This is a genomic window from Rossellomorea sp. DUT-2 (genome assembly GCF_052665285.1).
Genome location: NZ_JBQPEO010000006.1, coordinates 142,565 through 166,422 on the forward strand (window position 1 = coordinate 142,565; position 23,858 = coordinate 166,422).

Here is a 23,858-nt window from a genome sequence, read left to right on the forward strand (position 1 = left end):
AGTTTACCCGTAAGTGGCACAAGTTAGCCTGGTTTTTCCGCAACAGAGAGGAAAATGTGGTTCTGATACCCGATCAGAACCACATTATTTTATAAAAACGAACGCTTCACTTTCTCCCAGAACGAATTATCCTTTAATTTGACCGTTTTAATGATTTTATCGCTTAACTTCGCTTCGACTTTTTCCACGTGTTGAATACTAAGAGCCTCATTGTCCATCCCCATTGCAGGGTAGTCATTTCCGTCCTGAACAATCTTAAGAACCAAGCGTCGCTTATCACTAAGAATGAAGGAAGACCCGAGCGTACGGTAGCGGTTATTATTCAAGGACGCCATTTCACTTACTTGAATACAAGGCAGCATTGGATCCACCACTGCGCCGCTGACCGATTTATTATAAGCGGTACTTCCCGTCGGCGTGGCAATGATCATTCCATCTCCACGGAACGTTTCAAAATGGTTATCATCAATGAATACGTCCATGACGAAGGTTTTGATGATGCCGGAGCGGATGCTGAATTCATTCAGGCAATGGAAGGAGGTTTGGTTATCGACGGTGATTTCAATGGTCGGATATTTGCGTACCTCGATTTGCTCGGTTGTCATCGCTTCGATCATTTTGGATGTGTCATCAATATGGAAGTCACAATACATACTCAGAGTGCCACCTGTAGAAACACCTGCATACAAGCAATCCTGTCTGAACCCGGTTTGGCGGACGGCTTGAAGAAACGTTCCATCCCCTCCGATACTGACAATGATATTCGCTGCCTTTGGAGAATCGACAATATTGAAATCATAACGGGTGGCAAGCTCGTATAATCGGTCCAGCTTTGCCTGCATCCCTTCTTCATTTAAGGCATAGAAATAAATATTTCGACGGTTATTCATCGTATGTACCCTCCCTGAAATAAAAAAATAAGATAATTTTTCCCATTTACTTAAAATTTTGCTAGAATCTAACTTAGTGAATATTCTATCATGTTTTCATATGAGAATGATATTCATATCCTTACATAAGATAGGGTAAACAAGGGAGGAATATACAAGATGAATGCAAAAAGATGGACGGCATTAGGGATTGCTGTAGTGTTATTCTTTGTTTCAGTCGTAGTCAATTTCGCTACATCTGCTGCGACCGGTGATTTTAATAAAGCCTTTGAAGACATGCTTGGCGCAACAGACAACCCTTTTTCAGAAGAAGTGATTGATGAGGGGAATGCTCAAAAACGGATCGCTGTTTTAGAAGTAGAGGGTGTCATTCAGGATACGGGAGGCGCTAATTCTCTATTTGAAAGCCCGGGATACAACCACGAACTCTTTATGGATAAGCTGGATGCAGTTCAAAAAGATAAATCTGTCAAAGGGATTATTTTAAAAGTGAACTCCCCTGGCGGAGGCGTCGTGGAGAGTGCTCAGATTCATTCGAAGCTTGTCGAAATCATGGATAAAGCGAAGAAGCCGATTTATGTATCAATGGGGGGCACGGCAGCTTCCGGAGGTTACTACATATCTGCACCGGCTACGAAAATATTCGCAAGCAAGGAAACACTGACCGGTTCACTCGGTGTCATCATGCAAAGCATCAACTACTCGGAGCTTGCAGAGAAATATGGAGTTGATTTCGTGACCATCAAGAGCGGACCGTATAAAGACATCATGAGCCCGACACGTGAAATGACGGAAGAAGAGAGAAAGATTCTTCAATCCATGATCGATAATTCCTATGAAGGCTTCGTCGATGTCATTGCAAGTGGCCGTGAAATGTCAGAAGCAGAGGTTAAGAAAATTGCAGACGGAAGAGTATATGACGGAATCCAGGCCAAAGAAGTCAATCTGATTGACGAATTCGGCTATGTAGAGGATACCATCGAAGCCATGAAAAAAGATTATAAGTTAAAAGGTGCTCAAGTATTTGAATATACGGCAGGCGATCCTTTCTCCGAATTCTTCAGTATGGGTGCAAAGAAAATGATAGGGCAGGACATGGAAGCAGCGGCATTAATGAAGCTGCTCTCTAAGCCAAATTCTCCGCGATTAATGTATCTATACTCTGAATAAGGAAGGTGAAGGAAGTGAGTGACACACAAGATCGTTCTGTACTACATGATGAAGAGCGGGAGCGGATTGAAATCGACTCCCCATCTCCTGATCCATCAAGGCTCATGAATCACGATGGATATTACTTAGCAGGATTTTGGATAAGGTTCTGGGCGTACTTACTGGACCTTATCGTGATTGGCAGTATTACCCGGTTAGTCGTGAATCCAGTCTTTAAACTATTGGATATTTCCCTTTCAGAAGGCTCCATGTTTGCACCGATTTCGATATTAACAAGTATCGTCTTCTATAGCTACTTCATCTTGATGACCAAATACTTCAGCCAAACGATCGGTAAAATGGTGTTCGGCATTAAGGTCATTGATTTAAAAGGAAGAAAGCCTTCGTGGGGAACGATTATATTTCGAGAGCTGATCGGCCGATTTATCTCTACTACGATCTTTATTCTCTACGTGGTGGTAGCTTTCACGAATAAAAAACAAGGGATACATGATTTGTTTGCTGATACGACGGTGGTTCAGGAAAAGAAGAAGTTGGAGTTTAATCCGGCACTATGAATAGAAACCAAACCTGTTTATATGGGTTTGGTTTTTTTTAGGTTATACTTTCCATTAAATGTAAAAAGACGCATATATTTTAAAAACGACGCAATTAATCGAAAAACGACGCAATTAAGGTTAGAAACGACGCAATAAATGAAAAAAAGACGCAATTCCAAAGGAGAACGACGCAATTATTATAAAGGTGACGTCTGGATGGCCCTCGCGTTAACCTAGAATCATCCCGTCACTGGAAAAAATACAAGATCGCAAGTGATTTCTTCAAATAATACTCTTTTTTTCCATAAAACATGCCCGACCCCATACAAAATCTCTCCTCCTTAGTTTATTTTCCCAGGCAAAGGCCATAATAAGAGGTTGAAGGGTGTGAAAATATGAGCTGGTGGATTTGGGCGTTACTAATCATTATGGCACTTATCTTGTTGATCTTATTTCTTCTTATTATCACGAAGCTGACCGTTACTCTCTCGCTTTACCACGGAAATGATAATGACCATTTCAAGGTGAAGCTGAGGGCATGGTTTGGCTTGATCAAGTATACAATCGATATTCCGTTAGTCAAACTCGATGACGATGGTCCGAATGTGGTGTTTGAGGAAGAGAAGAAAAAAGGTAATGAAAGCAATCCTTCAAATAAAAAAGTTTCTAAAAAGAAAATCACTCCAAATGATTTTATAAATAGTTTGAATGATACGAAGGAGATCATCATACATGTCCAATCACTTCACAGAATCATCAGGTCGTTTCTCAAGAAGGTCAAATTGGATCATGTGCAATGGAAAACGTTATTCGGCACTGGTGATGCAGCTTCAACAGGTACCCTCACAGGAACAATCTGGGGAATGAAAGGAAGTATCATCGGCATTCTGAGTGGATATATGCGCCTTCAATCCATGCCCGTCATAGAGGTGACACCGACTTTCCAGCACGCTGTGATCCAAACTCAATTTTCATGTATTATCCAGTTTCGCATAGGGAATGCTATCCTAGTAGGTTTCAAGATACTTCGGTACTGGAGAGGCGGTATGGCTAAGTTCAAGACAAAACCCCTTTCCACACTTTCTGGAGAAAAACATTCAGTTTAATAAGGAGGTCTTTACATGTCAGAACATCCTATTGAAGGTCTAATGACCACGGCAATGGAAAATTTAAAAGAAATGATCGATGTGAATACGATTATCGGTGATCCCGTTGAAACACCCGATGGAAGTGTCATCCTGACAGTATCTAAGGTTGGCTTTGGATTTGCTGCAGGCGGAAGTGAGTTCATCATTGATGGCGGCAAAGGCAAAGATGACGGTGGCGGAAAAGGCGGAGACGGAGGAAGTGACAAGTCATCCCCTAAACAGCAGCCATTCGGTGGTGGTAGCGGGGGCGGTGTCTCTATCACGCCGATCGCTTTCCTGATCGTGAGTTCAAAAGGAATCAAGATGCTTCACTTGGATGAAAGCACTCATCTGATCGATCGCCTGCTGGACTTAGCTCCAGGTGCCATCGACAAAATCCAGGGTATGATGAAAAAGAATGAGAACAAGCAGGACAATAACAGTCAGGGTAATCACAATCAAAAACTTGATCTGTAAAAGATAGAGGGCTTACTCTAATAAGAGTGGGCTCATCTTTTTTTTTGAAAAGAACCCCTATGATTTGCTTTACCGTATCGTTTTTCTGTACTATTAACATGTACATATCATTATGGAGGAGGAACAAATAATGGCAAACATTACGTTTAAGAATAACCCTGTCACTCTATTAGGTAATGAGGTAAAAGTAGGGGACAAAGCTCCTAACTTCACAGTATTAGCTAATGATTTATCGGAAGTCACACTGAATGATTCCAAAGGCAAGGTGCGTTTGATCAGTGTCGTTCCTTCCATCGATACAGGTGTTTGTGATGCACAAACAAGAAAATTCAATGAAGAAGCAACAAAGTTTGATAATGTAGAAGTATTGACGATTTCCGTGGATCTTCCATTCGCTCAAAAGCGCTGGTGCGGGGCAAACGGAATCGAGAATGTTCAAACTCTATCCGACCACCGCGACCTTTCCTTCGGTGAAGCATTCGGCGTACACATTCAAGAGCTCCGTCTGCTTGCACGTGCTGTGTTCGTGTTAAACAGCAACGATGAAGTGACCTATGTGGAATATGTGAGCGAAGCAACGAACCACCCGGATTATGACGCTGCCGTTGAAGCAGTGAAGAACGCTAAATAATTCCGTCCCAACTGAACAATGCTTAGACATGCTGACCTGATTTACCCAAGGTCAGCATTGTTTTTTTTACAAAAGTTGTAGACAGAGGTAAAATAGATGAATGAAATTGTGATAAAGGAATGAGTGCCGATGATTAATTCGCCAGTCGAATCATTATTTGGAATAATCGATGAAACGGCTACGCTGCTGCAAGAGGAATTAGAGTGCAGTTATTTAGAAGCCGTTGCCGAAACAGGGGAAAACCTTTTTCAGGGTGACGTCCTGCAAGAGGAAATAAGTGAACTGACCAAGAAACGCCTGAACAAAAAGTACGATGAAGTAAGTCTGTCTCAGCTGGAGAATGAAAATATTCGTAAAGCCTTTCAATTCGCTATACTAAAAGGGATGAAAGAAAACGTACAGCCCAACCATCAAATGACACCGGACTCTCTTGGTTTATTTATCAGCTACTTAGTCAATAAATTCACTCGGGGCTCGGACAAACTAACCATCCTGGACCCGGCGATCGGAACAGGAAACCTCCTGACGACGGTATTAAATCAAATGCCAGGAAAAGAAACACAATCCATCGGGGTCGAAATTGATGAAGTATTAATCAAGCTCGCATACGTGGGAGCAGACCTTCAAAAGCATCCATTACAGCTCTTCAATCAGGATTCAATCGAACCCCTGTTCATTGATCCCGTAGACCTTGTATTGTGTGATCTGCCAATCGGCTATTACCCGAACGATCTGAGAGCGCAGGATTATGAGTTGAAAGCAGAAGAAGGCCATTCATATGCCCATCATCTGTTTATAGAACAAAGCCTGAAGCACACGAAAGACGGAGGATACCTTTTCTTCATCGTGCCAAATGGACTTTTCGAATCTCCATACAGCGCACAGCTGCAAACGTATTTGAAAGAGAAGGCAGACATCCAAGGCTTCTTACAACTGCCTCTTTCCCTGTTCAAAAACAAAAATTCAGCGAAAAGCATCCTGATCCTTCAAAAGAAAAAAGATGGCCTCAAGCCACCTAAAGAAGTATTGCTTGCCCAGCTGCCAAGCCTATCGAATCAACGAGCCCTGCAGGACATCATGTCTAAGATCGATCAGTGGCTTGTACAGAATAAACAATAATCATTTACAGGACTGCCAATGGCGGTCTTGTTTTTTTGTGTTTTAATGCCCTTCTTTTAGGGGTATGAAGGAAACGAGGCATTCGATTTTTTGGTATCGATTGTTATTTGGATTTCGGATTTATCGACCCTTAACCAAATATATAGACCGTTTGAAAAATATATCAACCGTATTTTCATTTTATCAACCGTATTTTCAACATATCGACCGTTCTGCACGATCCGACAAAATCCTCGTCGACCTCCAAGCTCCAACTTCCACGCTACTATCTCAATATCACCACGAATTCTAATTTTTGCGAAAATATTTAATTTAACATGAAAACGATGTCATTTCAAGCTTTTTCTTGAAATGGAGGGGAGTCAGTGATTTAATGGGGAATTGAGAGATAAAAAATGATTCAATGAACAGAATAAATAAGAGTCAAGAGATCGAAAACAAAAGGAGCGATACAACGTGGCAAAAAAAGTGATTGCAATTAATGCTGGAAGCTCTTCTTTAAAGTTTCAGCTTTTTGATATGCCTGAAGAAACGGTTATTACTAAAGGTCTTATTGAACGTATCGGACTGAATGATGCGGTATTTAATATAACGGTGAACGATGAGAAACGTGAAGAAGTAACAGATATTCCGAACCATGAAGTAGCGGTCAAGATGTTGCTTGAAAAGCTGACAGGCTTTGGCATCATCGATTCACTTGATGAAATCGATGGGGTCGGACATCGTGTCGTACATGGTGGCGAGGTCTTTAATGAATCTGTTCTGATTACGGACGAAGTAGTGTCTAAGATCGAAGAACTTTCTGATCTGGCTCCACTTCATAACCCGGCAAACCTGACGGGTATCAAGGCATTCCATAATGTACTGCCTAATGTGCCAGCGGTTGCTGTTTTTGATACAGCGTTCCACCAATCCATGCCGGAAAGCTCATTCTTATACAGCCTTCCTTATGAGTACTATGAAGATTACGGTATCCGTAAGTATGGTTTCCACGGTACTTCCCATAAGTATGTATCTGAACGTGCTGCAGAAATGCTTGGCCGACCGAAAGAGCAAGTCCGCTTGATTTCTTGTCACCTTGGGAATGGTGCGAGTATCGCAGCGATCGAAGGCGGTAAATCAATCGATACGTCAATGGGCTTCACTCCTTTAGCGGGGGTTGCCATGGGTACTCGTTCAGGTAATATCGACCCGGCCCTTATCCCGTTCATCATGGAGAAAACAGGATCAACGGCTGATGAAGTATTGAATATCCTGAACAAGAAATCCGGTATGCTGGGTGTATCCGGGTTCTCAAGTGACCTTCGTGACATCGAGCAACAGGCTTCAGAAGGTAACGAGCGTGCGGAACTGGCTCTTGAAGTGTTCGCCAACCGTATCCATAAATACATCGGTTCTTATGCATCCCGCATGTACGGTGTAGACGCAATTGTCTTCACAGCAGGTATCGGTGAAAACAGTACACTTATCCGTGAAAGAGTCCTTCAAGGCTTGGAATTCATGGGCGTATACTGGGATCCGGCACGTAATCAGGTCCGTGGGAAAGAAGCATTCGTTAACTACCCGCATTCCCCTGTAAAAGTCATGATCATTCCGACAAACGAAGAAGTCATGATTGCACGTGATGTAGTGGAAAAAGGGAATATCTAATAATTGAACGGGATCGCCATTGATGGTGGTCCTGTTTTTTTTACTTTAGTAGTAGGTAGTGATATTTTTCGACAAAAGGATCATAAAATTGAAAAGTGGTTCATATATCGGAATACCGGAACATTAGTTGTCGAAACCGGATCATAAATCAGAATTCCGGATCAAAAATTGTCAAAACCGGTTCATATATTTAAAAAGTGGGGCAATAATGGATTGGATCATGCTGGTTGAAGGTGTGAAGGCTTCAAATGACTTCGATAAACCGTTATAGCTCAAATTGTAGCGAGAATTTCTTTATTTCATTTCTTTTTTTTTCTGATAGGGAGATTGTGGCGAACAAGGTGGCGGATTTTTTTGATTGGATAACCTTCAACGAGAAATCATGCGAGCTATGTTAGCAAAATCATGCCGGATTAGCGATTATCGTGCGGGTAACCGGTTTTTCATGTGACATTCTGATTTATCAAGCGACATTCTAAATAATCGTGCCACATTGTCGAATTTTCTATGCGCCTTCCCACAAGCTTTTCACTCAGTGATGGACTTTACTGACTATTCCAAACACTTACCCGTAACAAAAGGATTGTCCACCACAGATATGGTATACTATACGTAATTTAAGGAATGTAAAAGGAGTGGGAGAAGTGAATTGGTCAGAACGAGATAATCAGGTATGGCAGTCGATCAAGGCGTGGAGAGAAGAATTATTTGAATACGAAGCGAATGATTTGGAGCATACATATGTGAAATGGTTGGATTACGCATTTGAATCAATCCCTGAAGATGTTCAGGGCCAATTTTTCCAGCGCCTGGATGGCTGGTTGTTTCACATGCACTCTCTGATTCAAGGTTCACAGATGCAAAATGACGCCCGTGAGCGCATCCTTGTGACGGCACGAGCCTTTAATCAAGACATTCAGACGGTCGAGGATCTTCATTATTTAACGATTGATCAGCTTCATTACATAGCAGAACAGCATGCGGGACGCCATCGCATTTACTCTTTATTACAAGGAGGGGTGACGGGTACCGGTGGTCTGGTGGCGATCGGTTCAGATCTTCCGGCCATGCTCGTCATCAACCTGCGTTCGGTGCAGCTCATTGCCATCACCTATGGATTTGATGTTCAGACCCCATTTGAAATGATGACATCACTGAAGGTGTTTCATGCAGCGACCCTTCCGGCAAGACTTCGCGCCCTTGCCTGGGAAGATTTGATGGAGGATTTAAATAAGAAGGATTCCAACTACTTCTATGATGGATCAGAGCAACTGACAGACTACACGTGGCTGGAAGGGTCCATGAAGCAGGCACTTAAAGCCATGGCCATCACGATGTTCAAAGGGAAGAAGTGGTCCGGTCTGCCCCTTGTCAGCATCGCCATCGGAGCGGGGTCCAATTATCAGCTTTCCAGAAAAATCACTGATTTTGCGGAAAAATACTATCAATACCGCTATTTACGCGAAAAGAAAAATGAACAATAAACGAAGGGGAATGATGTTTTTACATCATTCCCCTTTGTGTTTTTGCCGGGGTGGTACGATACCAGATCCATAAATCATTGATCTCAGAGGCTCTCTCGGAAATCTCTCCATTGATCATGCAGGATCTCTCGAAGTTCTCTTCTTGAGACAATTCGCCTTGCAGTCGGTCGATCTCCACTTCTATTTCCTGGATCCGGTCAGGAATCATTCCCCGCACGCGCTCCCATTCAAGAAGGATGATTTCCTGTTCCTCAGAAGAGTAAGAGGGCCAATCCTTCGAGAACCGGGGAAGGTGGATCCCGAGTCTTGAGTCATATGAAAAAATTTCGTTCTTCATCTATATGGATGCTCCTTACGTTTCATTCTCCTTTCATCCTACAATAAATGAACCGACAAGCCCAGTACAAAGGCAATCTCACAATCTACATATAAAAAATTTATACAAATTTATGAATAAGTATTGATGTATCTCTCATTAACTGCTAATATAAATTCATCTTAAAGAATAAATATTCATTTTATATAAAATCAACAGGAGGAGATACGGATGAATAAAAAAGTGGTATTAGCCTATTCAGGTGGTTTAGATACGTCAGTCGCGGTTCAATGGTTAAAGGAAAAAGGATATGAAGTGATTGCATGTTGCCTGGATGTCGGGGAAGGAAAAGATTTAGATTTTGTTCAAGCAAAGGCGCTGAAAGTAGGAGCTTCAAAAAGCTTTGTGATTGATGCCAAGGAAGAATTTGCAAATGAATATGCCCTACTTGCATTACAAAGTCACGCCCTGTACGAAGGAAAATATCCACTGGTATCTGCTCTATCAAGACCTTTGATTGCCCAAAAACTTGTGGAAATCGCTGAGCAGGAAAATGCTACGGCGGTCGCACATGGATGTACAGGGAAAGGGAATGACCAGGTGAGATTTGAAGTATCCATCGCGGCATTGAATCCTAATTTAGAAGTTATTGCACCGGTTCGCGAATGGAAATGGTCACGTGAAGAAGAGATTGAATATGCTAAGGACAAGGGTATTCCTATTCCGATCAATCTTGATTCTCCTTATAGCATCGATCAGAACTTATGGGGAAGAAGCAATGAATGTGGTGTTCTTGAAGATCCATGGGCTGCTCCACCTGAGGATGCATATGATTTAACGTCCAGTATTGAAGAGTCACCAAACGAAGCTGATGTGGTAGAGATTACATTCTCTAATGGTGTTCCTGTTGAATTGAATAATGTTGCATATCCGCTGCATGAGATCATTACCAAACTGAATGTCATCGCTGGTAAGCATGGGGTCGGACGTATCGATCATGTGGAGAACCGCCTGGTGGGGATTAAGTCACGTGAAGTGTATGAGTGTCCAGCTGCCGTCACGCTATTAAAGGCACATAAGGAGCTTGAAGACCTCACGCTTGTGAAAGAGCTTGCTCATTACAAACCTGTGATCGAGAAGAAAATGACGGAATTGATTTATGAAGGATTATGGTTTTCGCCACTGAATAAAGCGCTGAAAGCGTTCCTTGATCAAACTCAGGTGTATGTGAATGGTGTCGTACGCGTGAAGTTATTCAAGGGTCATGCAATCGTGGAAGGAAGAAAATCACCGAATTCTTTATATGATGAAAAACTTGCGACCTATACAAAAGCCGATGAATTCGATCATGATGCAGCCGTTGGATTCATTCAATTATGGGGTCTGCCGACAAAGGTTTCAGCAATGGTCAACGCTGAAAAGAAGGAGAAAGTGACTCTATGAGCAAGCTCTGGGGAGGACGTTTCACCAAGAAGCCGGAAGAGTGGGTGGATGAATTCAACGCATCCATCTCCTTCGATCAGGAGCTCGTTCTAGAAGATATTGAAGGCAGCATCGCCCATGTGAAAATGTTAAAAAAATGCGGGATCTTGACTGTCAGTGAAGCGGATCAAATCCTTGACGGACTTCATGTGCTGTACGGAAAAGCCGAAAAGAATGAACTTCAGTTTTCTGTCGAGTATGAAGATATCCATTTGAATTTGGAGAAGCAGCTGATTGATTTAATCGGTGAGGTCGGCGGTAAACTTCATACAGGCAGAAGTCGAAATGACCAGATTGCGACTGACATGCATCTGTTTCTAAAGAGACGAGTGCAAGAGATCGTGAAACTCGTTGAGGACCTTCAGGAGGCGATCATCCTCCAGGCAGAAGAAAATGTAGAAACGATCATTCCTGGATATACACATCTTCAACGTGCCCAGCCAATTTCTTTCGCTCATCATCTGATGTGTTATTTCTGGATGATCAATCGGGATAAGGAGCGTCTCGTTGACTCTCTAAAGCGAATCGACATATCCCCATTGGGCGCAGGGGCACTTGCTGGTACGACATTCCCGATCGACCGGGAATATTCAGCAGAGCTGCTCGGCTTCGGTTCATGCTATGAAAACAGTCTCGATGCCGTAAGTGATCGTGATTTCATCCTGGAATTCCTTAGCAACAGTTCAATTATGATGACGCATCTATCCCGTTTAGCGGAAGAAATGATTCTGTGGTCAACGGAAGAGTTTCGATTCATCGAGCTTGATGACAGCTTCACGACAGGCAGCAGCATCATGCCGCAAAAGAAGAACCCGGATATGGCGGAGCTTGTCAGAGGGAAGACAGGAAGAGTGAATGGAAATCTCATTTCTCTACTTACCGTTTTAAAAGGCTTGCCTCTTGCGTACAACAAGGATATGCAAGAAGACAAGGAAGGCATGTTTGATACCGTTAAAACGGTGGTGGGATCCCTGAAGATTTTCACGGGAATGATTTCTACGATGAAAGTGAACACGAAACAAATGGAGGAAGCGGTAGGGAATGATTTCTCCAATGCGACGGAACTTGCCGATTACTTGGCGACGAAAGGGATTCCGTTCAGACAAGCCCATGAAATCGTCGGAAAGCTGGTGCTTTATTGTATTGAAAAAGGCTGCTACCTGAAGGATGTTTCTTTGGAGGAGTACGGTGAGTTTTCTTCATTGATTGAAGAAGATATTTATTCGATTTTGACTCCGTATTCGGCTGTTGAAAGAAGAAAGTCGTATGGTGGTACCGGGTTTGAGCAGGTGAAGGTACAGATTGAGAAGGGTAAAACTCATATAAAATCCTTTGTGACGGTATAGCAAAAGCGAGTGCTGATTGATTTCCGCTACAGGCGCTCGCTTTCCGCGGGGCGTGAGTTGAGCCTCCTCGGGCTTTGCCCTGTGGGGTCTCAACTGTCTAGCTCCGGCGGCTAGCCCCTCGAGGTCATAAGCTAAATGGTCCAAGAAGGCAAAAAACGCCTTCCCGGCCCATTCATCTTATGCTTGTCGGGGCTGGGCGAGCCGCCTCCGCTTTTCGTACTTCCCGCTTCTCCCGCAGGAGTCGAGCACCTTCCGCTCCAATCAACTTATTAGTTATGGTTTCACAAACTTTGGGAAGTGCCAATATCAAAGAGCCGTTGAATGTAGAGTCTATCTCCATTCAACGGCTCTTTTGGTTAATATAATAATTACTCTTCCACTTCTTCTGTTCTTACAACAAGAACATCACAATGGGCAGCACGGGTGATATGCTCTGATACACTTCCGATGAGGAATCGTTCGACGGCGTTGAGTCCGGTTGCGCCGCATATGACAAGGTCTGCTCCAACGTTCTTTGTTGCTTCTCTTGGGATGATCACTTTCGGGGAGCCGTACTCGACATAGGTTTTCACTTTTGTTAACCCAGCTTCTGAAGCTTCTGCTTTGTACTCTTCTAACAATTCTTCAGCATATTTGATAGCTCTTTCTCCTACCGTCCGATCATAGGATTCGATTGCCGCGAAGGAACGGGTATCGATCACGTGTATCAATGAAAGAATAGCATCATTCCGTTTGGCAATGGCAATCCCTTTTTTGAAAGCCCATTCCGCTTCTTTGGATCCATCTACAGCTACTAATATGTTCTGATATTTTAAACTCATTGTTATCCCCTCCTTACCTTTATCATACTATATTTTTCCACTCATATCTGTAGCCAATTTTCGAACAATATAAGGGAATGGATTACTTATTTGATAAGGGGGAATCGATATGAAGAAGAGAGATCCGAAAGAACAGTTAACATATGACGAACAGGCAAATGAACAGGTGAGCCAGCAAATCATGGATTCGTATACGAGCGGAGTCATTGATACGGAGAATGGTCAATATGACACGTATGAGAATGAAGAGAATGAGAAGTAGGCAGTAAAGATACCTATTTTCTACAAGCTTCCATGCCTAGGGTAATATATACGAAGCTGAATAAAGGCAGTCGAGAGCAAGCAGGATATTTTCCTGCTTGCTTTTTATTGGATGTCATGGACTGATTTTTCTTATATCAATAAGAGAATGTTATGATTGTCCTTTCAGTTTTAATATTATTCGAATGCCCCTTTTTACAGTAGAATGAAGAGTAAATGATGGGAAAATATGTTATACAGAAGATTCTACTTTGTTATGGGGGTACTACAATAATGAAAGCAGTTGTTCAAAATGAGTTCGGAAATTCAGATGTACTTGTATTCTCGGATGTGAAATGCCCGGAAATAACTGAAGATGAAGTGTTGATAAAAACCGCATTTACCAGTGTGAATTATGCAGATATCAAGTCACGGAAAGGTACTAAAGTGAAGGGGAACTTCCCCTTTACCCTTGGGTTGGATGTTTCGGGAACCATTGTGAAGTCGGGGGAATCGTCTCCTTTTTCCGTCGGAGACCGTGTCATCGCCTTTCCCATAGGTGGTTCTTACGCTGAATATGTAAAGGCAAATAAGCAATTGGTATTCAAGATCCCAGACAGTCTTCCTCTTGAACAGGCTGCTGCCATGCCAACGGTATCCATCCTGTCTTATCTACTCTTACATGAAGTAGGTCAAGTGAAAAAGGGAGATACGATCGTTATCCATAGTGCGGCTGGTGGTGTAGGTTCAATGCTTGTACAACTAGCAAAACTGGCCGGTATAGAAAAGGTCATTGCAACTGTTGGAAGCATGCAGAAAGAAGGGTATGTGAAGAACTTAGGGGCGGATCTCGTTTATACATACGACTCGTTTACAGAGGAAGTGCTTAAGAACACGTATGATCAAGGAGCAAATGTTATTTTCGACTCAGTAGCAGGTGAAGTCACTTCCAAGAGTCTCGAGTGTTTGGGTCTATATGGAACCCTTGTTCAATTCGGCAACAGCAGTGGAAAAGCCGGTACCTTTAAAACAAGTGATGTTCATAGTTCCTGCAGGAATGTAAAAGGTTTCAGCTTAGGAACGACCAGGAAACATCGACCGGAACTTTTAGCTCCTGTTGCTGATACGGTCATAAAGTTATTTGCCTCCAAGAAAGTCAGCCTGCCGGTTGCACAGATCTTTGATTTGAGAGATGCAGCAAAGGCGCATGAATTGATAGAGAGTCGTGATTATGAGGGGAAAGTGTTGATTAAGGTATAAATCTTTTCTGAGAACGATTTCTCAGATTAAAAGAACACCGTTGCCCTTGAAATTTCTTAGTAGGGGGGCAGTACTATGATTATTAAAGTGATTACGTGTAAAGTGAGCGAAGAATGTAAGGAAGATTTTTTTGAAGAACAAAAGATTTGGGAAGCGCTGAGTCCGCTGAACGGATTTTTGGGCCAGGTTGGTGGGTGGAGTAATAAGGAACCATTGATAGCCTGTATTTTTGCTTTTTGGGAAAATCAAGAAGCCAATCAATATTTCATGGATAACTCACATGACAAAATCCTTCTCCATTCAAATCAATCGAGTACCTATAAGTCTATAGCTGTATCTTTGTATGAGGAGAGTTTTACGATCCCTGGTTCGAAAAAGAAGATAACTCATGTTTTAGAGAAAGCTAAATATGTTCGAGTGGCCAGGGCACTAGTGAAACCTGGACATGCAGATCATTTTATTGACATGCAAAAGGAGATTTGGAATCCGGGAATGAGCCTAGCTGAAGGGTTTCTCGGGAGATCATTTGCTATTTCTAAAAAGAGAATGAGAGATTTTCTAGTGTTTACCTGTTGGGAAAATGAGAGATTCCATCAAAAATATGTGGAAAAGCATTTTCCGGTTTTAGTTACTGCAACTAAGATGCAAACCGATGTGCAGGATATTAAGGGAGAAGAACTTGTGCTTGAAGAAGCGTGGCGGGTACTTCCATGTAATAACGATAGTTGAATGAAAGGGTACATGTTTCTATGAACATAGGATTGAACATGCGCATCCACATAATATAAAGATAAAGAGCCTACCCAAAAGAGTTGTCTACGTCTTCGGGCAGGCTTTTTTTGTGAGCAATTTCTCTACCTCACCCCCGACAACCCCCGATTAATAAACCGGTGCAAGATCCCTGCCATCTCCCCAGGCGTTTTATCCATCCCGTTTTCCACCCAATTTTTGATGACATGAATACTTCCGCTCACCATGAACATATTGATGTATTCATAGGTTTCTTGATCGATCCGGCTGTCGGTGATCCAGTTTTTGAAGATGAATTCGTGGGTGATGATCATGCCTTTCTTTAGAAAGTACATATCGGTGTTCTCGCTGAGAAGGGCCTCGCAGATATCGCTTTTGTCGGCGATGTATTCGAATAGTTTTTCGGTCATTTGCAGGGCTTCTTCTTCTTTTGAGAAGTTATACTTACCCAGTGTGACGGTCAGGTCCTCGATGAATTCTTCTTCGATTGCCTCGAGCAGTTCGTATTGGTTTGAGTAGTGGGCATAATAGGTGGATCGGTTGATGTCTGCCGTTTCACAGATTTCTTTGATGGTGATGCTAGAGATTGATTTATCCTGCAATAGTTTCAAGAGGCTGTCTTTTAAAACCATGCGTGTATATTTTTTTCGTCGGTCCATTTTTGAGTTCAAAAATCAACGTTCCTTTCCTGCTTTTTCTGAGTTACCCAACACACGTGAGTGATGTGTTGAGTATTGAACATTCCTTATGCAACTGTCCGTTGAATATCCAACACGGTGTTTATTATAATGATAATGTGAAAATGTGAAAGAGACAAGAGAGGATGAAAGATGATAAATATTGCATCTTGGATCATAAAGCATAAGAAAGCTGTTCTGATTGCGTTTATGCTGGTGACGGTGTTGTCAACGGCGGCGCAGTTTTTTGTGAAGGTCAATTATAATATGGTCGATTATTTGCCCGATGATGCCCAGTCGACACAGGCCATGGACATCATGGAAAAGGAGTTCACGGGGGACGTTCCCGATACGCGGGTCATGGTGACGGGTGTGACGATACAGGAGGCACTCGGATTTAAAGAAAAGCTTGAAGCCATAGACGGAGTATCGGAAGTGATGTGGCTGGATGATATGGTCGACCTGAAGACGCCTTTGGAAGTGGCGGACAAGGAGACGGTCGAGAATTACTATAGTGATCAGAATGCGCTGTTTTCCATCAGTGTCGCTACCGGTGATGAGGTCCGGATCACCGATGAAATCTATGAGCTGATCGGTAGTGATGGTGCGATTGCCGGTGAAGCGGCTAATACGGCAAGTTCTCAGAAAATGGCCGGAAGTGAATCGATGTATGCAGGGATGTTACTGGTACCCCTCATAATTTTGATTCTCGTCGTCTCAACGACTTCGTGGATCGAACCGCTGTTCTTCCTGACGGCGATCGGGGTGTCGGTTCTCATCAACCTGGGAACGAATATCTTCCTTGGGGAGGTTTCCTTCGTCACCCAGTCGGTTGCGCCGATCCTGCAGCTGGCGGTGTCGCTGGATTACGCGGTGTTCCTGCTTCATAGCTTTTCCGATTACCGGAAAGTGACGGATGATCCGGAAGAAGCGATGAAGCTGGCGATGAAGAAGAGTTTTCCTGCGATCACGGCAAGTGCGGCAACGACGTTCTTCGGGTTTATCGCTCTTACATTCATGGAGTTTCAGATCGGGTCGGATCTCGGGGTGAACCTGGTGAAGGGAATCGTCCTGAGCTTTATTAGTGTAATGGTGTTCCTCCCTGCACTGACGCTTGTTTTCTATAAATGGATGGATAAGACGAAACATAAGAGCTTTGTGCCGAGCTTCAAGGGTATCGGGAACAAGGTATTGAAATGGAAGGTTCCGAGCCTGATCTTTGTATTTGCGATTCTGGTCCCTGCCTTCCTGGGGCAAACGAATACTTCATTCATTTACGGGTCAGGTGAGCAGCCGGAAAACACCCGTGTCGGGAGTGACTTCAAGAAGGTGGAGGAGGCATTTGGTGAAACGACACCCATCGTTCTTTTAGTTCCTAAAGGAGATACGGCCAAAGAGAAGGAGCTCGTGGAGGACATCGAATCCCTTGATTATGTGACAGGAGTCATGGCGTATGTGAATCAGGTTGGCTCTGAGATCCCCCCTGAATACCTGGATAAATCGATCACGGATGAATTCTACTCTGAAAACTACAGCCGGATTGTCATTAACACGAATCAGGGTACGGAAGGAGAGGTTCCTTTTGCCATCGTAGAGAAGGTGGAAGATGCGGCGGCGGATTATTACGGGGATGAAGCTCTGGCGCTGGGGGAGAGCGTGACGCTATATGACATCAAGAATACCGTCAACAAGGATAATGTGGTCGTGAATGTGCTGACGGTCGTGACGATTGCTCTTGTGCTTCTGTTCAGCTTTAAATCGATTACGATTCCGGTGGTACTGCTCATTACGATTGAAGCGGCCGTATGGATCAATTTATCGATTCCGTACTTCACAAATACGCCCCTCGTGTTTGTCGGATATTTGATCATCAGCACGGTACAGCTTGCCGCGACGGTCGATTATGGGATTTTATTTACAGAGGCCTATACCCATTATCGCAAGGAAATGCCTGCTAAAGAAGCAATGGTGAGAACCTTGGATGAGAAGACATTCTCGATTTCGATTTCGGCAGCGATCCTTTCGAGTGTCGGCTTTATTCTGTGGATCACCTCTTCCAATCCGATTGTTGGATCCATCGGTCTACTGATGGGCAGGGGGGCGCTGCTAGCCTTTATCATGGTCCTCTTTGTCCTGCCGGCGATGCTCCTGGTATTCGATAAAGTCATTAAGAAAACAACCTATAAAGCAAATTTTTATGAGGAGAAATGATGATGAGAAAAAAACAATTACGTTATTCTGCACTCGCGTTGATGCTATTCTTGCCTTCATTTCTTAGTGTACCAGCCCAAGCGGCAACCGAAGGAAAGGTTACTTCGAAGGATGAAGTCGTGTACGCGACATTGGACGCAGCTGGAGACCTGGATTCTATCTATGTCGTGAATACCTTCGAGGTAGCTCGTGCCGGAAAGATCCTCGATTACGGGAAATTCAGCAGCGTCAAGAATCTGACGGATCTGAAGAAGCTTGAGCTGGAGGGGCAGAAGATTGAAATGGATGCCCCGAAAGGAAAGTTCACGTATCAAGGAAACATGAATGAAGATACAAAGTTACCATGGAATGTGACGGTATCGTATAGCTTGGATGGGAAGAAAATCGATCCATCACAACTTGCAGGTAAAAGCGGACACCTCGAAATCAACATCGACACTGCTGAAAATAAGAATGCAGGTACTGTATTTTATGAGAATTATTTACTGCAGGTTTCCCTGAACCTGCCGAATACGTATGAAAACATCGAAGCGGCAGACGGAATGGTGGCGAATGCTGGGAAGAATAAGCAAATCACCTTTACGGTCATGCCTGGAAAAGAGAAAAAGCTAAGCGTGGAAGCGGATGTAGCGGACTTTGAGTTCGAGGGTGTTCAGATCGCGGCGGTCCCTTCGACACTCCCAATTGATACGACGGGAACAGAAGGTATGACGGATGACATATCGGAACTATCAGATGCCATCGGGAAGTTAAATACCGGGGTGGCCGACCTGGAAAATGGTGTGTCCCAATTGAACGATGGGGGATCGAGCCTGCGTGACGGTTCGGCTCAATATAAAAATGGCATCAGTGAATTGAACGGTTCTTCGTCTCAAATTGTCGGAGCCTCGAATTCTATCGGCGATGCACTGCGAACCATCAATCAGTCACTGGCTGCGAATCCTGCTGAAATGGATTTATCAGCATTGAATGAGCTGCCGGCTGGTTTGACGCAATTGGCAGATGGCCTGACAGAAGCCGCGAATGGGTTATCGACCCTGCAGAAGAACTATTCTTCAGCCTACGCTGCATTGGACGCTGCGATGGCGGAAATCCCTGCTTCCGAGCTTTCGGAAGAAGAGATTGCCGCATTATATGAAAGCGGAGCGGACCGGCAGGTAGTGGATAAATTGTTGGAGTCCCATAAAGCTGCGCAAAAAGTGAAGGGGACCTATGCGAGCGTCAAGGAAGCCTTCGCTGCTGTGGAACCGACCTTGAATCAGGTGAGTGGTTCCGTCAACGAGATGAGCGGACAGCTGACTTCCATCTCGAATAATCTTTCAGCATCATTAAAAGAAACGGATATGAGCGGGTTTGCCCAGCTGCAAAAAGGAATGGGTGAACTGTCCGCCAACTACGGCGAGTTCCACTCCGGATTGGTCCGCTATACAGAAGGCGTGGGTCAGTTATCCACTTCTTACGGGAAGCTCCATTCCGGCATTGCTGAACTGGCTGGAGGAACAAACGAATTAGAAGGTGGAGTCGCAGACCTTCATAATGGAACGAGCGAACTACATCAGGAAACGAAAAACCTCCCTGGAAAAATGCAAGAGGAAATCAATAAGATGTTGGCTGAATACGATAAATCGGATTTCAAGCCGGTATCCTTCGTTTCCTCCAAAAACGAAAAAGTATCTTCCGTGCAATTTGTGATCAAGACAGAAAGCATTGAAAAAGAAGAACAAGAAACGAAGAAAGCAGAGCCGAAGAAAGAAAAAGGATTTTGGGATCTGCTGATGGATTTGTTCAAGTAACATTAAAGTATTTGATGAATGACACAAAGGTGATTGGTTTTAGAATCACCTTTGTGTCATTTTTTAGTGGAATAAAAGATTGTGTAAATTTGAATATTTTGAAATAATTGGTATGGAAAATAACATATTTTCGAAGGAATTCAAGTGGTTGGAGGTGAAAGTATGGTAAAAAACAAAGGAGCACTTATTGGCTCAGCTGCAATTCTATGTATATGTATGTCTTTATTTTTCCCGTTTCCTGATAATGAAATGATACATGCACGCACTACTTTCATGTCATTTCCAATCAGCGATCAAAACGGATATAATCTGCCTGGAATTATTGGATCCTTTTTATTCATCATCGCAATAATTTTACTCGTCAGGGGACTAAATAAATACTATTTTCGAACGGTGGTAATCGCTTTAATCGTTTACACATTACTCCCTTTGTTACTCATTACGATCTATCAGGAAACGCTAGCTGATGGTATTGCATCCATTTCCTATGATGGAGAGGGTACATGCGATTTTGAGCAAGTGAGTGATGATGTATTGAATGGTGAATGTAAACTCCTTTTACATAACCGCAGTGGTGAAACTGTGTCATTCCAGATAGAATTCCTGGATTCATATTTCATGGAAAAGGATACACGATTGACGTCACTCATGAATGTGAATGCCCCCTATACCATTACAATAGAAGCAAATAGTGAAAAGTTCATTCAGCTGAAGGAATTATTGAACTTATCTGATGTTCCCAATCATATTGGCGGAGGATCATCGATGAATATTAATATTAAATTAATTGACGGGGAGTCTACCCGTATTTTGTAATGCCTCTTTCCTTCCAAACGTAGTTCAAGCTAAAATAAAATGGAACAGCATATGAATTTTTCTGGACTAGAGTTGATTTAAGGGGGGATTTGAAGATGAATCTACAATATGAAGTGATTCCAGAAGAACAGGCAGAATACTGTCGTGATCTATGCAATGAATTGATGGCCTTTCAACAGTCAAAGGCATCCATTACACCTGAACGGTTCGACAGCATGAATTTTGATACCAGGATGCTGACATCGATCCAAAGTGCTTTACATAATTACATAGTGGTGGTGAAGGATCCTCATAAACATGACGAAATTGTCGCGTATGTGTATACCAACATTTCACCTAAAGAATCGTATTCAAATGATTTTGCCACATTTTTCGATCTTTCATCCGTTAAGAAAGAGAACGTAGGTTGTCTATCTCAATTTTATATTAAAGAGGGGTATCGGCAATTTGGTGTAGGGTCCAAGCTCTTTAACATGTCTATGGATTGGTTGAAAACCTACGAGGATGTGGAGGATTATTTTGTGTTTACATCGAATGGGAATCAAGAGGCATTGGAATTCTACCAGCGGAAAGGGTTCTCGATTTCTCATGATATCCTGGACGGATTTATCACGGTTTTACGAAGTCAACGCTGAGGTTAGGGGGAGTTTTTGACTATCCAGGCTTGAAAATATATAGTAGAAATCAGATAAGGTTTATCTTGAACGGCATCATTATAAGATAGGAGGGAATAAGATGGATGTTTTTGCACCATATTTAGCAGGTATCGATAATCCCGATCACCGCAATCGATTGGAAGAAATCCTGACGTGGGTTGCGGAGAAATTCCCGCAAATGGAACCAGTGATGAAATGGAATACCCCTATGTTTACCGATCACGGCACATTTATCATCGGTATTGACGCAGCGAAACATCATGTAAGCGTTGCACCAGAGGCGGTAACCATGACGGAGTTTGCCGATAGGATTGAACAAGCCGGCTATAGTGCCACCAAGGGCTTGTTTCGAATTAAATGGAAAGACCCGGTGGATTACACATTGCTTGAGGATATGATTACATATAATATTCAGGATAAAGCAGAATACACGGCCTTTTGGCGGAAGTAGCCAACACTTAGAGTTCATATAAGAAGGAGTGTTCCAGGATGATAAAGCCGAATCGTAAGGTTGATGGATTTATAAAAAAAACCAAGACGTGGAAGGAAGAATTTGAGAGGTTGAGAAGCATCCTTCTTGGCTTTGAGGAGCTGGATGAAGAAATCAAGTGGATGCATCCTTGTTACACGCTAGAGGGTAAAAACATTGTATTAATGCACGGGTTTAAAGATTATTGTGCACTTTTGTTTCATAAAGGGGCTCTGTTGAAGGACCCCGACGGGATTCTCATCCAACAAACGGAGAATGTGCAGGCAGCGCGCCAGATCCGGTTCACGAATGTTCAAGAAATCATCGAAATGAAGCCAATCTTGAAAGCGTATATCCAGGAAGCCATTGAAGTGGAAAAGGCCGGTTTGCAAGTGGAGTTAAAAAAGACGGAAGAATACACCATCCCTGAAGAACTTCAAACTAAATTCAAGGAAGTCCCTGCCTTGAAGACGGCATTTGAAGAATTGACGCCGGGAAGGCAACGAGCCTACATTCTTTATTTCTCTAAAGCCAAACAATCCAAAACCCGCGAGTCGAGGATTGAAAAATATATGGAGCATATTCTTGATGGTAAGGGATTGAATGATTAGAATATGATGGTTGAAGTCTAATATAGCTGTATCTTACTACTCTTGGATAAGAAACTGTTTATTTTCTGAGGTGTCTTAATAATAAGGAAATTAATTGCAACGATTTATTTGTTGGTTGTTTTTACTATTCATTATTTTTATGATTTAAATAATATCTTTTTAATTGTTTTGTTTGCAATTTTCCTTATTTTTTTATGGTTTGAAGATATAGGAAAGCTAAAATCAGGTAGAAAATGAAATATTATGATATTGAACGAACAAGGCAGTAGCCAGGCGATCTCTGGCTATTGCCTTGTTCAGCATTTTGGCACCTGCCACAAACTACGAATCTTTCAATTTAAGAAAATACAACGTTATTGCAGTTGTATCGGATGTTTATCATCAATATTTTCAATGTGTGTTAAGATACTCCCCCCACTCTGTTTGTTATCATAATGAACCAGGTAAGTTTGATCTTCTTCAATTAAATTCCATACCATAGGATCTTTTATATTTTTGCGTTCTTCCAATACTCGGTGGACTGATCCCCACCAGGAGGAATTACGATCATAAAAGCTTCTTCTTGCTCTTCTACATAATTCTTTTCCAATACTGTAACGATAGCGGTTGTTGAACTTGTAGCAACCACCTTAGTTAAGATAAATAAGACGACGATTATCAACATAACGGATAGAGTGAGTATCCTTTTTTTATTCCACATAAAGCTCTCCCCTGAATAAAACGATTTCTCTTTAATTCTAACAATTAATTTGATGTACCAATAGTATAAAATCAGGAAAAACGAATGGGATTTATCCAGAACTGGATGAGTTTCTTTTTTTGAAAATGTTCCTTGAGTATAATCATAACAGGCGCCGTTCTGGCATTGGCTTGGATTGTAGGAAATAATGAGAAGGCTAACGAACAAACCAAGTGAAAAAAGAGATCCCATGAATAATAAGGACGAAGAGAAAATAGGTATATAGAAAGACTTTTGGTACAAGTTCCATTTTGTACTGAGCTCTGGATTGGGGCTGATTCTATGTATCGAAATAGAGATAGTATTGTGAATATCGTCATTGGATTGCTCTTTTGCATCCTTATCTTTCATATCATCCGGATCATCCTTCACGTTAAGGTTTACTTCGTGTATAGCATGGGGATGGGCTATCTTTTATTTATTGGCCTAATCATCTTCCTGATTATGTTCCTATATTTTAAAAGGTGACGGTCCTCAAGGAAAACGCAATTAAGGAGATTGCGTTTTTTTTATGGACATTTAAAGGGTTTTCACAGGAGTTTAGTAGAATATGAAAAGTGAGAATACAATTTCTGTGAATGGAG

General features: G+C 42.6%; 24 protein-coding genes. 19 read left to right on the forward strand and 5 right to left on the reverse strand.

Annotated features, from left to right (window positions below; genetic code table 11):
- Positions 1-89: 89 nt before the first annotated feature.
- Positions 90-890, reverse strand: coding sequence for an NAD kinase (locus tag ACOSV2_RS20245; RefSeq protein ID WP_428976638.1), 801 nt, complete (start codon positions 888-890; stop codon positions 90-92).
- A 159-nt stretch (positions 891-1,049) separates the two neighbouring features.
- Between ACOSV2_RS20245 and sppA the strand changes: the two genes are divergently transcribed.
- The 8 genes from sppA to ACOSV2_RS20285 all read left to right on the forward strand — a co-directional run bounded on the left by sppA (position 1,050) and on the right by ACOSV2_RS20285 (position 9,087).
- A complete protein-coding gene (gene sppA / locus ACOSV2_RS20250) occupies positions 1,050-2,060 on the forward strand; it encodes a signal peptide peptidase SppA (RefSeq protein WP_428976639.1) in 1,011 nt (336 codons plus the stop codon).
- 104 nt (positions 2,061-2,164) lie between these two features.
- The gene (locus tag ACOSV2_RS20255) at positions 2,165-2,617 is read left to right on the forward strand and encodes an RDD family protein (protein ID WP_428976683.1); all 453 of its coding nucleotides are present in this window, start codon (positions 2,165-2,167) and stop codon (positions 2,615-2,617) included.
- A gap of 377 nt (positions 2,618-2,994) precedes the next feature.
- Entirely contained in the window at positions 2,995-3,705 is a 711-nt protein-coding gene (locus ACOSV2_RS20260) for a DUF2953 domain-containing protein (RefSeq protein ID WP_428976640.1), read from the forward strand.
- Between the two features lie 15 nt (positions 3,706-3,720).
- On the forward strand, positions 3,721-4,203 hold the full coding sequence (gene ytfJ, locus ACOSV2_RS20265; RefSeq protein ID WP_428976641.1) for a GerW family sporulation protein: 483 nt from the start codon (positions 3,721-3,723) through the stop codon (positions 4,201-4,203).
- A 130-nt stretch (positions 4,204-4,333) separates the two neighbouring features.
- Positions 4,334-4,834 carry a thiol peroxidase gene (tpx, locus tag ACOSV2_RS20270; RefSeq protein ID WP_113969752.1) on the forward strand — a complete coding sequence of 167 codons (501 nt, stop codon included), beginning with the start codon at positions 4,334-4,336 and terminating at the stop codon, positions 4,832-4,834.
- A gap of 132 nt (positions 4,835-4,966) precedes the next feature.
- Positions 4,967-5,953 carry a class I SAM-dependent methyltransferase gene (locus ACOSV2_RS20275; protein ID WP_428976684.1) on the forward strand — a complete coding sequence of 329 codons (987 nt, stop codon included), beginning with the start codon at positions 4,967-4,969 and terminating at the stop codon, positions 5,951-5,953.
- A 456-nt stretch (positions 5,954-6,409) separates the two neighbouring features.
- Positions 6,410-7,603 (forward strand): acetate kinase, encoded by a 1,194-nt coding sequence (locus ACOSV2_RS20280; RefSeq protein ID WP_428976642.1) that lies wholly within the window; start codon positions 6,410-6,412, stop codon positions 7,601-7,603.
- Between the two features lie 644 nt (positions 7,604-8,247).
- On the forward strand, positions 8,248-9,087 hold the full coding sequence (locus ACOSV2_RS20285) for an EcsC family protein (RefSeq protein WP_428976643.1): 840 nt from the start codon (positions 8,248-8,250) through the stop codon (positions 9,085-9,087).
- Positions 9,088-9,106: 19 nt separating this feature from the next.
- Here ACOSV2_RS20285 and ACOSV2_RS20290 read toward each other — a convergent pair whose 3' ends face one another.
- On the reverse strand, positions 9,107-9,424 hold the full coding sequence (locus ACOSV2_RS20290) for a hypothetical protein (RefSeq protein WP_428976644.1): 318 nt from the start codon (positions 9,422-9,424) through the stop codon (positions 9,107-9,109).
- Between the two features lie 210 nt (positions 9,425-9,634).
- Between ACOSV2_RS20290 and ACOSV2_RS20295 the strand changes: the two genes are divergently transcribed.
- Together ACOSV2_RS20295 and argH are read left to right on the forward strand one after the other, a co-directional pair.
- Positions 9,635-10,846: an argininosuccinate synthase gene (locus tag ACOSV2_RS20295; protein ID WP_428976645.1), complete on the forward strand. Its 1,212-nt coding sequence runs from the start codon at positions 9,635-9,637 to the stop codon at positions 10,844-10,846.
- Positions 10,843-12,231, forward strand: a complete 1,389-nt coding sequence (gene argH / locus ACOSV2_RS20300; protein ID WP_428976646.1) for an argininosuccinate lyase — start codon at positions 10,843-10,845, stop codon at positions 12,229-12,231. Before ACOSV2_RS20295 ends, argH begins: the two co-directional genes overlap by 4 nt.
- Before the next feature lie 368 nt (positions 12,232-12,599).
- Here the strand turns inward: argH and ACOSV2_RS20305 are convergent, their stop codons facing one another.
- The gene (locus tag ACOSV2_RS20305) at positions 12,600-13,052 is read right to left on the reverse strand and encodes a universal stress protein (protein ID WP_428976647.1); all 453 of its coding nucleotides are present in this window, start codon (positions 13,050-13,052) and stop codon (positions 12,600-12,602) included.
- Between the two features lie 109 nt (positions 13,053-13,161).
- Between ACOSV2_RS20305 and ACOSV2_RS20310 the strand changes: the two genes are divergently transcribed.
- The 3 genes from ACOSV2_RS20310 (at position 13,162) to ACOSV2_RS20320 (ending at position 15,281) form a co-directional block, all read left to right on the forward strand.
- A complete protein-coding gene (locus ACOSV2_RS20310; RefSeq protein WP_428976648.1) occupies positions 13,162-13,314 on the forward strand; it encodes a hypothetical protein in 153 nt (50 codons plus the stop codon).
- 272 nt (positions 13,315-13,586) lie between these two features.
- Positions 13,587-14,552 carry a quinone oxidoreductase family protein gene (locus tag ACOSV2_RS20315; protein ID WP_428976649.1) on the forward strand — a complete coding sequence of 322 codons (966 nt, stop codon included), beginning with the start codon at positions 13,587-13,589 and terminating at the stop codon, positions 14,550-14,552.
- 75 nt (positions 14,553-14,627) lie between these two features.
- Positions 14,628-15,281, forward strand: coding sequence for a DUF4937 domain-containing protein (locus tag ACOSV2_RS20320; protein WP_428976650.1), 654 nt, complete (start codon positions 14,628-14,630; stop codon positions 15,279-15,281).
- Positions 15,282-15,406: 125 nt separating this feature from the next.
- On the opposite strand, the gene ACOSV2_RS20325 is transcribed toward ACOSV2_RS20320, so the two are convergent.
- Positions 15,407-15,973 carry a TetR/AcrR family transcriptional regulator gene (locus tag ACOSV2_RS20325; protein ID WP_428976651.1) on the reverse strand — a complete coding sequence of 189 codons (567 nt, stop codon included), beginning with the start codon at positions 15,971-15,973 and terminating at the stop codon, positions 15,407-15,409.
- 159 nt (positions 15,974-16,132) lie between these two features.
- Between ACOSV2_RS20325 and ACOSV2_RS20330 the strand changes: the two genes are divergently transcribed.
- From ACOSV2_RS20330 to ACOSV2_RS20355, 6 genes are all read left to right on the forward strand, one after another.
- The gene (locus ACOSV2_RS20330) at positions 16,133-18,190 is read left to right on the forward strand and encodes an efflux RND transporter permease subunit (RefSeq protein WP_428976652.1); all 2,058 of its coding nucleotides are present in this window, start codon (positions 16,133-16,135) and stop codon (positions 18,188-18,190) included.
- Positions 18,191-18,192: 2 nt separating this feature from the next.
- Entirely contained in the window at positions 18,193-19,983 is a 1,791-nt protein-coding gene (locus ACOSV2_RS20335) for a YhgE/Pip domain-containing protein (protein WP_428976653.1), read from the forward strand.
- Positions 19,984-20,145: 162 nt separating this feature from the next.
- On the forward strand, positions 20,146-20,799 hold the full coding sequence (locus ACOSV2_RS20340) for a hypothetical protein (RefSeq protein ID WP_428976654.1): 654 nt from the start codon (positions 20,146-20,148) through the stop codon (positions 20,797-20,799).
- Between the two features lie 95 nt (positions 20,800-20,894).
- On the forward strand, positions 20,895-21,434 hold the full coding sequence (locus ACOSV2_RS20345) for a GNAT family N-acetyltransferase (RefSeq protein ID WP_428976655.1): 540 nt from the start codon (positions 20,895-20,897) through the stop codon (positions 21,432-21,434).
- A gap of 100 nt (positions 21,435-21,534) precedes the next feature.
- The gene (locus ACOSV2_RS20350) at positions 21,535-21,906 is read left to right on the forward strand and encodes an iron chaperone (RefSeq protein ID WP_428976656.1); all 372 of its coding nucleotides are present in this window, start codon (positions 21,535-21,537) and stop codon (positions 21,904-21,906) included.
- A gap of 38 nt (positions 21,907-21,944) precedes the next feature.
- Positions 21,945-22,535 (forward strand): YdeI/OmpD-associated family protein, encoded by a 591-nt coding sequence (locus ACOSV2_RS20355; RefSeq protein WP_428976657.1) that lies wholly within the window; start codon positions 21,945-21,947, stop codon positions 22,533-22,535.
- A gap of 487 nt (positions 22,536-23,022) precedes the next feature.
- Here ACOSV2_RS20355 and ACOSV2_RS20360 read toward each other — a convergent pair whose 3' ends face one another.
- Positions 23,023-23,625 (reverse strand): hypothetical protein, encoded by a 603-nt coding sequence (locus ACOSV2_RS20360; RefSeq protein WP_428976658.1) that lies wholly within the window; start codon positions 23,623-23,625, stop codon positions 23,023-23,025.
- Between the last annotated feature and the right edge of the window lie 233 nt (positions 23,626-23,858).